Here is a 9,931-nt window from a genome sequence, read left to right as displayed (position 1 = left end):
GCGCCCTCGCGCTCCCGCGACCTGCCCACGGCGACGCCCGCGGCAGCACCCGCGCCCGCGCCGACGCTCAGCCCCGCCACTCCCACGCCGGCGGCGAGCCCGAACAGCCCGCGCCGGCTGAGCCCCGGCACCTCCCGTCGAGCGTCCACGACACGCGGAGACGACGCCGGGTCATGCGGCGTGTCGTGGACACTCGGCGATCCGGGTGGCGGGTCGGTGGGACTGGTCATGGGCGGCGGGTCAGGAGAGGACCGTGGAGGTCAGCTTCGAGAGCGGCTCGGCGAGTGCGTTGAGGAGGTCGGTGAGCTCGCGCTTGTCCGCCTCGGTCAGCTCGCCGTAGCCGACGAAGCCATCTGCCAGGGAGCCGTGAGCCGCCAGCGCCTTCTCGAGATCGGCGTACCCCCGCTCGATCTGGTCGGCCAGCGCGGCACCCTCGGTGCCCTGCGCCGTGGCGAAGTCCTTCACGAGGGAGAAGGCCATCTTCGACCCCTCGACGTTGGCGGCGAAGTCCCACAGGTCGGTGCCCGACCACCAGTCCTCCTCGCCCGTGATCTTGCCGGTGGCCACCTCATCGAGGAGGCCGATCGCGCCGTTGGAGATGCCGGCCACGCCCTGAGCGTCCAGCGCCGACTGGAAGTCGGCCGAGTGCACGTAGTCGTTGAGCTGGGCGACATCGGCGACGAGCTGGTCGCCGAACGAGGCGCGCTCCTCGGTGGTCGACGGGGCCCAGTCCTTCCATGCGGAGGTCTCTCCGTCGGCGTTGAGCGCGTCCTTCGCCGGCACCCACAGGTCCTTCTCGATCCGGTGGAAGCCGGTCCAGTCCAGGCCTTCCGCGACCGCGTCGACCTCGCGGTAGTCGATGCGCGGATCGAGGTCGCCGAGCGACTCGGCCACCGGCTCGATCCGCTCGTAATAGGCGCGCACCTGCGGGAACAGGCCGCGGGCCTTCTCGTCGGCGCCTTGCTCGTACGCCGCGACGAGCTCGTCGACGGCGGGGACGAGCTGCTCGACCTGGTCCTTCACGAACGCGGCGTAGAGGTCGACCGCCTTCTGCTTCTGCTCCGCGTCGTCGCCGGTCGCGGCCACGGCTTCACCCGATACCGAGAACGCCGTGCGCCCGACTCCCTCTCCGACCATTCCGGGCTTGCACAGGGTGAAGTAGTCGCCCGGCTGCGCGACGACAGTGAGGGTGCGCGAGGCGCCCGGCGCGATGTTCTCCACTTCGCCGACGATCCGCAGCCCGTCCGAGGCGAGCAGGTAGAACTCGGTCACCTGGGAGCTCTCGTTCGCGACCTCGAAGTTGACCGTTCCGCTCGTGGCGCTCGCCGCCGACACGTCGCAGGACGAGTCGGTCGAGGTGACGGTGAGGGAGTCTCTCGCGGCGACGTCGGTCTTGGCGACACACCCTGAGAGGGCGATCGAGGCGACGCCGACGGCGGCGAGGGCGCCGATCGTCTTCGCGGTGCGGATGCGGATCATGATGCTCCTTGGGGTGCGGTAGGGGTCTCGGTGACGGAGGGTGCGGAAGCCGTCTCGATCGACGGCGCGGAACGGCGGGGCCGGCGGCGCAAGCCGCGGACGAAGAACGAGCCGACGACGGCGAGGTAGACCGTCCACGCGATCACCTGCAGCCAAGTCATCTGCGGCATGAAACCGATGGTCGCCTGCAGTACGACGGCCAGCGCTCCGGTCGGCGGGATCTGCACCCGCACGTCGAACGCCCAGCCGAATGGGAAGCCGGGCCAGCCGACGCCGACGGCGCCGGTGGCGGGGTCGATGGTCGCGGCCGTTGAGAAGGGACCCGGCAGGACGCCCGCCTCCTGGAGGTCATGGAGCGCGTAGGCGAGCACCCCGGCCGCGACGATGACGAGCACCGCTCCGGTCCAGGCGAAGAACACTCGAAGGTCGATGCGGATCATGCCGCGCGAGAGCAACCACCCCAGCACGACCGCTGCCGCGATGCCGAGGAGGGCGCCGCTGAGCACCTCGGGCGAGTCGCCGAACGAGCGCACCATCGACCACAGCAACAGCGTGGTCTCGATCCCTTCGCGCGCCACCGAGACGAACCCGATCAGCACGATGCCCCACAGTCCGCCGGTGGCGAGGGCCCGGTCGAGCTCACCCTCGAGGCTGGACTTCAGGGTGCGCGCGGTGCGCTGCATCCAGAAGATCATCCACGTCACCATGCCCACCGCCAGGAGCGACAGCAGACCGCCGATCAGTTCCTGGGCCTGGGAGGTGAGCGCGTACGCGCCGAAGGTGAGGATCGCGCCGATCGCGAGGGCGAGCGTGACGGCCAGAGCGATGCCGACCCACAGGCGGGGAAGCACGTCCCGGCGGCCGATGCGGGTGAGGTAGGCGATCAGGATGCCGACGACGAGGGCGGCTTCGAGGCCTTCTCGCAGGCCGATGAGGAAAGTGGCGAGCACGGGATCGATTCGGATGTCGGGGAAGCGAGGCCGGTGCCCGCTGCCCCGTCGCAGCCCTCGTCGGAGACTTAGGTTAGGCGAACCTCATCGGGGAGCGTACACCCCGTCCCCATCGGATTCCAACACCGTGGCGTTCCAGAAGCAGGCTGAGCCGCATCGGAAACGGTGGCCGTGTCCGCCAGCGGCGGTTGCGCCTGCTTTTGGCCCGCTCGCCGCGGGTGAGAGTGAGAACCGAGGGCGGCGCGCGGGGGTGTCCGCCGAGGCGAAACGGGCCTCAGCGCTCCGCGTGTCGGTCGAGGAAGGCGTAGACCTCGCCGTCGTCGACGCCGGGAAACGCGCCCCGGGGGAGCGGTGAGAACATCTGCATGTGCACCCGCGCGCTCGGCCAGGCTTTCCCCTCCCAGCGCTGGGTGAGGTCGGCGTCGGGCCGGCGGCAGCAGGCCTCGTCGGGGCACGTCGAGGTGGCGCGCTTCTGGGTCTCACGGCCGCGGAACCACCGCGCGTCGTCGAAGGGGACGCCCACCGTGATCGAGAACTCGCCGTCGGAGGTGCTGCCGGTCTGGCTGGAGCACCAGAACGTGCCGGCCGGGGTGTCGGTGTACTGGTACTGCTCGGTCGTGCGGTTCTGCTCCCCGAACGCCGACCGCGCCGCGAACTTCCGGCAGACGATCTGGCCTTCCACCGACCCGGTGACGTCCATGGGGAGGGGCAGTTCGTCGTTCTCGTACACGCGGCTGATGGCCCCTGTGCCGTCGACCCGCAAGAAGTGGAGGCGGATGCCGAAGTGCTCCGTGAGGAGGTTCGTCAGGCGCATTCCCGCCGCCTCGTGGGTCACCCCGAACGCGTCGCGGAAGTCCTCGACCGCGAGATCACGCTCCTTCTTGGCCTGGGTGAGGAAGGACACGGAGGCCGTCTCCGGCATGAGGCAGCAGGCGGCGTAGTAGTTGATCTCCAGGCGCTGTTGGAGGAAGTCGGCGTAGTCGGTCGGGGGCGTGTGGCCGAGGAGCCGATGCGCCATCGCCTGCAGCGCCATCGAGCGCAGCCCATGACCGCCCGGGATCGAGGCGGGCGGCAGGTAGATGCGTCCGTTCTCGAGGTCGGTGACCGACCGGGCGGAGTGCGGCAGATCGCTCGCGTAGATGAGCTCGAACCCGAGCTGTTCGGCCATGATGCTCACGGTGCGGTGCGTGAGGGCTCCTCCGGTGTGCCCCGCGGCCCGCAACTGCTTCTCGGCGAGCTTCTCGATGTCGGGGAGGTAGTTGTCGCGTGCCCGCATCCGGAGGCGGAGCTCGGTGTTGGCGCGCCGTGCCTCCTCCGGCGTCGCGATCGCTTCGCGTTCCCGCCGGTGGAGCTCGCGGTGGAGCGCGAGCACCGACTCGAGGGTCTCGTCGGTCACGGTGCGCGTCACCTTGAGCGGCGGAAGTCCCAGCCGTCGGAAGACGGGACTGGCCTGCGCACGATCGAGCTCCAGTTCCAGGGCGGCACGCCGGTTGGGGGGTTCGGTGGACAGCAGATCGGTGACCTCGGTGCCCGTGGCCGAGGCGATCGCCTGGAGGAGCGAGAGCTTCGGCTCCCGCTTCCCGTTCTCGATGAGGCTCAGCTGGCTCCCGGCCACTCCGACGATCGCGCCCAGCTCGTCCAGCGTGTAGCCGCGGGACACCCGCTGGTGCCGGATGCGGTGGCCGAGGGTCGACAGTTCGATCGCGGTGGGGGACATTCCTTGAGCATAGCGAAAGATTCAAGATTCTTGCCAGACTCCCGGTCGGAAAGTGTCGGCAAAGGCGAGGGAAAGTAGAGCCACGGAACGAACCGGACGCTCATCGAAGGAGATCGACATGGCCCTCGCGGACATCTTCCCCCGCCCCGTCGCCGCGCCCGCCGCGCCCACCCCGTCGGCGACGCGTGCCTACGGTGCCGCCCCGCGTATCGCCGGGGAAGGGCTGGCCGAGCTGACCGCCTGGGTCGACGAGATCGCCCGCCTCACCCAGCCTGACCGCATCCACTGGGTCGACGGCTCCCGCGCCGAGAACGACGCTCTGCTCCGTCAGCAGGTGGAGGAGGGGAAGCTCATCAAGCTGAACCCGGAGTGGCGCCCGGGCTCCTACCTCGCACGGTCGCACCCCAGCGACGTCGCGCGCACCGAGGGGCGGACCTTCATCGCCTCCGAGCGCCAGGAGGACGCCGGGCCCACCAACAACTGGGTGGCGCCCGATGAGATCCGGCGCACGATCACGCCACTGTTCGAAGGATCGATGCGCGGCCGCACCATGTACGTCGTCCCGTTCTCCATGGGGGCCGTCGGGGGGCCGCTCTCCCACATCGGCGTGCAGGTGACCGACTCCGCGTACGCCGTCACCTCCATCGGCATCATGACCCGCGTCGGGACGCCGGTGCTGGAGCAGATCGCCGCGGGAAAGCCGTGGGTCAAGACGGTCCACACCGTGGGTGCGCCGCTCGCGCCCGGCCAGGACGACGTCGCGTGGCCGTGCAACGACGAGAAGTACATCGTCCACTTCCCCGACACCCTGGAAGTGTGGTCGTTCGGATCGGGATACGGCGGCAACGCCATCCTGGCCAAGAAGTGCTTCGCGCTGCGGATCGCCTCGGTCATCGGGCGGGACGAGGGCTGGCTGGCCGAGCACATGCTGCTCATCCGAGTCATCAGCCCCGAGGGGCGTGCCTTCCACCTCGCGGCCGCCTTCCCCTCTGCATGCGGCAAGACGAACCTCGCGATGCTGCGTCCGACCATCCCCGGATGGCGCGTGGAGACGCTCGGCGACGACATCGCGTGGCTTCGGCCCGGCGAGGACGGGCGCCTGTGGGCGATCAACCCCGAGGCCGGTTTCTTCGGCGTCGCGCCCGGCACGGGCGAGTCCACGAACGTCACGGCCGTGGAGACGCTGTGGGGCAACACGATCTTCACCAATGTCGCCCTCCGTCCCGACGGCGACGTGTGGTGGGAAGGGCTGACCGACGAGGTTCCCGCGGAGCTGACCGACTGGGAGGGAAACCCCTGGACCCCCGCGTCCGGCCGGCCGGCCGCGCACCCCAACTCCCGCTTCACCGTGAGCGCGGGGCAGTGCCCGCAGATCGCGCCCGATTGGGATGCGGCGGAGGGCGTGCCCCTGGACGCGATCCTGTTCGGCGGGCGCCGCGCCACCAACGTCCCGCTCGTCCTGGAGGCCACCGATTGGGCGCACGGGGTGTTCCTGGGCGCCAACATCTCCTCCGAGCGCACGGCGGCCGCCGAGGGGACGGTGGGGGAGCTGCGTCGCGACCCGTTCGCGATGCTGCCCTTCTGCGGTTACAACATGGCGGACTACTTCGGGCACTGGCTGTCGGTGGGACAGTCGCTGCGCTTCGATCGCGCTCCCCGCATCTTCCAGGTCAACTGGTTCCGCAAGGGGGCCGACGGCCGATTCCTGTGGCCCGGTTTCGGGGACAACTCGCGAGTCATCGAGTGGATCGTCCGCCGCGTGGAGGGCGCGGTCGGCGCCGTGGACAGCCCGATCGGCCGGCTCCCTCGCGTGGAGGACCTGGACCTCGACGGCATCGAGATCGCCGCGAGCGACCTCGACGCGCTCTTCGAGGTCGACCCCAGCCTTTGGCTCCAGGAGGCCGATCTGACCGAGGAGTTCTTCGCGGGGTTCGACGGCCGGATCCCCGCGGCGCTCTCGGCGGAGCTGGCAGCCCTCCGGTACCGCTTGAAGCTCGCCGGGGCGAGCGCCTGAGCGGACTCAGTCGGCGGCGAGGCGGCTGACGCGCACCGTCACGCGGGCTGCCTCGCCGAGCAGGGCTCGGACCTGCAAGGCCACCCGGCGGGCAACCTCGTCCGCCCGGTCGCCCGCGACGCCGATACTCACGACCGCCTCCCACGTGTCATCCCGGCGGGTGATCGCCGTGAACGTCTCGTCGCGGGCGACGGCCTGCCAGAGGCGCGCGGGCAGGGGAGCTGCGTAGTACAACTGCGAGACCCCCTCGACCTTCTGCACCTCCGCGTCCACGAGAGCGGCCAGCTCGGCCGGAGTCGTCGTCATCGTCCCTCCTCCTGCACCCGCAACGAGTCGATCGTGACGTCGATCCGCCCGACGCTCCAGACGGTGCTGCGGGCGATCGCCTCGGCCACCGATCGCCGCACCCGATCAGCGACCCCGGGAAGGGGCGTGCCGTGCACCGCGCTGATCGACAGCGCGACGTCGATGAGGGGGGCCTCCACGCTCACCTCCACCCGCTCGACCAGCACGCCGTCGACGGCGTCGCCGGCGTCGCGCACGAGACCGCGGATCGCACCCTCGGTGACCACGAGGGTGACCTCGCCGTCGTCCTGGATCGGCAGGTCCTGACCGGCACGCGACTCCCGCGCGACCTCGCCGATGATGTGCTCCAGCCACGATTCCGAGACCTCGACGACGGCGTCTTTCTCGACGAGCTCGCGCGAGAGGGCGCCCAGTCGGTCCATCGAATCGAGGATCGTCCGGCATTGGGGGTCGCCTTCGATCGCCGGGATGACGGGCTGGCGACCGCGGTCGTGATACTCGGCCAACTGCTCCAGGGTGTACCCGGAGTCGCCGATCTCGCCCTCTGTCATCTCGTTCACCTCCACTCCTGCATTCTGTCGAAGACGGTTGCCCGTGCTCGGGCGAGACGGCCGCGGACCGCGGTGGCCGAGACGCCGAGTTCGCGCGCGATCTCGTCGTAGCTGTAGCCGCTGACCTCCCGGAGGAGCCATGCGGTGCGCTGATCGGCAGGAAGCTCGTCGAGCACGGTGCGCAGCATGTCGAGCTGCGACGAGGCGACGGCGGCCTCGTCCGGCCGGGGTGATGTCGCCTCCGGCTCCACGTCGTCGAGCGAGGCGACCGGGGGCCGTGCGCGCAGGCGATCCGTGGCCTTCCGGGCGACGATCGTGGAGAACCATGCGCGCACCCGGTCGGGCTCTCGCAGCTCCGGAAGGCGCCGCCACGCGACGATGAGCGACTCCTGCACGCAGTCGTCGGCGTCAGCCCGGGATCCGAGGAGGCGGGTGGCGAAGGCGATGAGGTATCCGCCGTGCCGCCGCACCAGCACAGTGAACGCACGCTCGTCGCCATCGGCCGCGCGGCGAGCGAGGATGCCGTCCTCGACCCCGTCGAGCCGGTCGGTCCCCACGCGTCGGTCCACGCCCCTCCTGTCCTGCGCCGCCCCGCCGCGGCTCCCCTCGACGATCTCACACCCACGCGCGACTCGTCTCGGGGGAGGCTGAGCGCACTCAGCGAACTGCCAGCAAGCGGGCCGTGACGAATCCGCCGCACCACCCGTCATACCCGTGAGAGCCCCCAATGCGGGGCATGACGAAAGGACATCATCATGGCAGGCACCACCCCCTCCACCGCAACGGCCTCGACCACGTCGGTCGCCGAGACCGTGACCGGCGGCGGCAAGACCGTCATCGTCGACCCCGTGATCGCGAAGATCGCCGGCATCGCCGCGTCGTCCGTTCCCGGAGTGCACGCCCTCGGTGGTGGCGCGGCGCGCGTCATCGGCAGCATCCGGGAGGCCGTCGGTGCGAAGGACCTGGGGCAGGGCGTCCACGTCGAGGTCGGCGAGAAGCAGGTTGCCGCCGACATCACGATCGTCGCCGAGTACCCCGAGCAGCTCCAGCGGGTCGCCTCCGACGTCCGCGCCGCCGTCGCCGACGCGATCACGCAGCTGGCCGGGATGGAGGTCGCCGAGATCAACGTCACCGTCGTCGACGTCCACATCCCGGGCGACGACGACACGGTCGAGGAGCGCGTCCAGTGACTCCCGTCGCATGGGGTGCCCTGGCGGGGGCGGCGCTCGCGTTCGCCGCGCTCGCCTTCGGGTTCTGGGGCATGCTCCTGGTGGCGGTCCTCGGACTCGTCGGCGCCCTCGTCGGCGGCGTTCTGTCGGGCACGCTCGATCTCCGGGCCGCCGTCGACGCCGCTCGCGGGCGGCGCGTGGGATGACCATGGACGCCGCCGAGATCGCGGGACGCGTCACCATCACGGCGCGTGCGTACGAACGCATCGCCGCAGCTGTCGCCGCCGACGCGCTCGGGGTGCCGTCGCGAGATCCGAAGGCGACCGTGCGCGACGAGCAGGGCCGACTGCGTGCCGACATCTCCTCGGGCATCGATCCCTCGGGCATGGATTCCTCGGGCACGGATTCGAGGGGTTCCGACCCCGCCGGGCGGAGTGTCGTCGCCACGGCGGCCCGGGCCCGGAGCCTCGTCACCGAGCGGCTGACCGCCCTCACAGGAGCCGATGTCGCCCGCGTCCGCATCCACCTGACCCACGTCGTCCGGAACGAGAGGAGAGCATCGTGAACACCGCGCCAGAACGCCGCATGGCTCGCCGGATGACCCACCGCAGTCGCAGTGTCTGGGTCTGCGTCGCCCTGGCCGCCTTCGTCATCGCGGCGGTCGTCGTGATCGCCGAGGCGGTGCGTGCCGGACTCGGGGCGCCGGCGCTGTGGCTTTCGCTTCCGGAGGTCTGGGCGCAGATCACGGGCGGGGGGCCCGTGGGAGTCGCCGTCGCGATCGTCGCCGGGCTCGCCGGGATCCTCTGTGTGTGGGGCGCTCTCTCGCCGGGGCGCACCGGCCGCCGCATCATCTCGGCCGACCGCGCGCCCATCGTCGTCGACGACGCGATCGTCGCCGGCACGCTCTCTCGCGGTGCCGCGCGGCGTGCGTCGGTCGGTGCACCCCACGTCGCCACCCGCGTCTCCCGTCGCCGCGCCGACGTGCGCATCACGCCCGCCACCGGCTTTTCCGTCGCGGGGACGGAGATCGCCCGCGCCGAGAACGAGGCGCTCGCCCCCGTGGGACTCACACCGCCCGTCACGGTACGGGTGCGCGTCGAGGATGGGGGGCGGCTGTCATGAGCAACGCCAATCGCACGATGAACCGCCTGCTCCTGGGACTCGTCGGCGTGCTGCTGTTCGTATTCGCCGCGCTGGCTGCGTGGCCCGCCGTCACCGGCGACCCGTTTCCGGCGCTCTCCTCGCTCGCCGACGGCCTGGACCGGCTCGGACTCACGGGCGCCCGGGGGATCTGGGTCGGCGTCGCCGTGCTGAGCGTCCTCGTCCTCCTCGCCCTGATCTGGATCCTCACGCGGACGCGCCGCCGCGAGCCGGTGATCATCGACGACGAGGACGTGATCGTCGACGGCACGATCATGCGTGACCTCCTGCAGGCCGAGCTGTCGACCGCTCCCGAGGTGGCAGGGGTATCGGCCACGGTCCACCGGCGCGGTCGCCGCGGCGAGACGCGTGTGCTCCACGTGCGTGTGCAGGTGCGGCCGCGCGCCGATCTCCCGTCGACGCTCGATCGGCTGACCGCGGCGGTGGCCGCTCTCGACGCGACGCTCGGCACGCGCGTGCCCCTCGTCCTCCACCTCACCACGGGCGTGCGCAGTGCGCTGGCCCGCGCACGCCGCGTGACCTGACCCACCGACTTCCCCGCCGTGGGGCGGGGAACCACCGAAACCGAGATCGACAAGGAAAGG

Annotated in this window: 12 protein-coding genes and 1 pseudogene; 6 read left to right on the top strand and 7 right to left on the bottom strand. The window is 71.0% G+C overall.

Translation table 11 applies throughout. The features are described from left to right. The 4 genes and pseudogenes from QM591_RS09450 to QM591_RS09435 all read right to left on the bottom strand — a co-directional run. Nucleotides 1-230: pseudogene (locus QM591_RS09450) on the bottom strand (hypothetical protein); the annotation flags it as partial. Between the two features lie 10 nt (nucleotides 231-240). Further along, on the bottom strand, nucleotides 241-1,479 hold the full coding sequence (gene efeO / locus QM591_RS09445) for an iron uptake system protein EfeO (protein ID WP_415131906.1): 1,239 nt from the start codon (nucleotides 1,477-1,479) through the stop codon (nucleotides 241-243). After that, nucleotides 1,476-2,429 carry an iron uptake transporter permease EfeU gene (efeU, locus tag QM591_RS09440; RefSeq protein ID WP_415131904.1) on the bottom strand — a complete coding sequence of 318 codons (954 nt, stop codon included), beginning with the start codon at nucleotides 2,427-2,429 and terminating at the stop codon, nucleotides 1,476-1,478. The genes efeO and efeU overlap by 4 nt, the downstream gene beginning before the upstream one ends. A 274-nt stretch (nucleotides 2,430-2,703) precedes the next feature. Further along, a complete protein-coding gene (locus QM591_RS09435; protein ID WP_415131902.1) occupies nucleotides 2,704-4,146 on the bottom strand; it encodes a helix-turn-helix domain-containing protein in 1,443 nt (480 codons plus the stop codon). 118 nt (nucleotides 4,147-4,264) lie between these two features. Here QM591_RS09435 and QM591_RS09430 point away from each other — a divergent pair, with 118 nt between their 5' ends. After that, nucleotides 4,265-6,160 (top strand): phosphoenolpyruvate carboxykinase (GTP), encoded by a 1,896-nt coding sequence (locus QM591_RS09430; RefSeq protein WP_415131900.1) that lies wholly within the window; start codon nucleotides 4,265-4,267, stop codon nucleotides 6,158-6,160. Nucleotides 6,161-6,166: 6 nt separating this feature from the next. On the opposite strand, the gene QM591_RS09425 is transcribed toward QM591_RS09430, so the two are convergent. Genes QM591_RS09425 through QM591_RS09415 form a run of 3 tightly spaced genes read right to left on the bottom strand, consistent with a single transcriptional unit; the run spans nucleotide 6,167 to nucleotide 7,586 of the window. Next, nucleotides 6,167-6,466: a hypothetical protein gene (locus tag QM591_RS09425; RefSeq protein WP_415131898.1), complete on the bottom strand. Its 300-nt coding sequence runs from the start codon at nucleotides 6,464-6,466 to the stop codon at nucleotides 6,167-6,169. Then, on the bottom strand, nucleotides 6,463-7,026 hold the full coding sequence (locus QM591_RS09420) for an Asp23/Gls24 family envelope stress response protein (RefSeq protein WP_415131896.1): 564 nt from the start codon (nucleotides 7,024-7,026) through the stop codon (nucleotides 6,463-6,465). Before QM591_RS09420 ends, QM591_RS09425 begins: the two co-directional genes overlap by 4 nt. Beyond that, the gene (locus QM591_RS09415) at nucleotides 7,023-7,586 is read right to left on the bottom strand and encodes an RNA polymerase sigma factor (protein WP_415131894.1); all 564 of its coding nucleotides are present in this window, start codon (nucleotides 7,584-7,586) and stop codon (nucleotides 7,023-7,025) included. Before QM591_RS09415 ends, QM591_RS09420 begins: the two co-directional genes overlap by 4 nt. Before the next feature lie 186 nt (nucleotides 7,587-7,772). Between QM591_RS09415 and QM591_RS09410 the strand changes: the two genes are divergently transcribed. From QM591_RS09410 to QM591_RS09390, 5 genes are read left to right on the top strand one after another with little or no spacing between them, the layout of a single operon-like run. Continuing rightward, nucleotides 7,773-8,207 (top strand): Asp23/Gls24 family envelope stress response protein, encoded by a 435-nt coding sequence (locus QM591_RS09410; RefSeq protein ID WP_415131892.1) that lies wholly within the window; start codon nucleotides 7,773-7,775, stop codon nucleotides 8,205-8,207. Next, the gene (locus QM591_RS09405; RefSeq protein ID WP_415131890.1) at nucleotides 8,204-8,392 is read left to right on the top strand and encodes a hypothetical protein; all 189 of its coding nucleotides are present in this window, start codon (nucleotides 8,204-8,206) and stop codon (nucleotides 8,390-8,392) included. Before QM591_RS09410 ends, QM591_RS09405 begins: the two co-directional genes overlap by 4 nt. Next, a complete protein-coding gene (locus QM591_RS09400) occupies nucleotides 8,389-8,751 on the top strand; it encodes a hypothetical protein (RefSeq protein ID WP_415131888.1) in 363 nt (120 codons plus the stop codon). The genes QM591_RS09405 and QM591_RS09400 overlap by 4 nt, the downstream gene beginning before the upstream one ends. After that, entirely contained in the window at nucleotides 8,748-9,308 is a 561-nt protein-coding gene (locus tag QM591_RS09395) for a hypothetical protein (RefSeq protein WP_415131886.1), read from the top strand. The genes QM591_RS09400 and QM591_RS09395 overlap by 4 nt, the downstream gene beginning before the upstream one ends. After that, on the top strand, nucleotides 9,305-9,871 hold the full coding sequence (locus QM591_RS09390) for a hypothetical protein (protein ID WP_415131884.1): 567 nt from the start codon (nucleotides 9,305-9,307) through the stop codon (nucleotides 9,869-9,871). The genes QM591_RS09395 and QM591_RS09390 overlap by 4 nt, the downstream gene beginning before the upstream one ends. Nucleotides 9,872-9,931: the final 60 nt, after the last annotated feature.

It is taken from the genome of Microbacterium sp. (genome assembly GCF_047607225.1).
Taxonomy (GTDB): domain Bacteria; phylum Actinomycetota; class Actinomycetes; order Actinomycetales; family Microbacteriaceae; genus Microbacterium.
This window is presented reverse-complemented; position numbering and strand designations above follow the sequence as displayed.

Coding starts and splice junctions, on each gene's coding strand:
- efeO (WP_415131906.1), bottom strand. CDS start 1,479: ATGATCCGCATCCGCACCGCGAAGACGATCGGCGCCCTCGCCGCCGTC.
- QM591_RS09435 (WP_415131902.1), bottom strand. CDS start 4,146: ATGTCCCCCACCGCGATCGAACTGTCGACCCTCGGCCACCGCATCCGG.
- QM591_RS09430 (WP_415131900.1), top strand. CDS start 4,265: ATGGCCCTCGCGGACATCTTCCCCCGCCCCGTCGCCGCGCCCGCCGCG.
- QM591_RS09425 (WP_415131898.1), bottom strand. CDS start 6,466: ATGACGACGACTCCGGCCGAGCTGGCCGCTCTCGTGGACGCGGAGGTG.
- QM591_RS09410 (WP_415131892.1), top strand. CDS start 7,773: ATGGCAGGCACCACCCCCTCCACCGCAACGGCCTCGACCACGTCGGTC.
- QM591_RS09400 (WP_415131888.1), top strand. CDS start 8,389: ATGACCATGGACGCCGCCGAGATCGCGGGACGCGTCACCATCACGGCG.
- QM591_RS09390 (WP_415131884.1), top strand. CDS start 9,305: ATGAGCAACGCCAATCGCACGATGAACCGCCTGCTCCTGGGACTCGTC.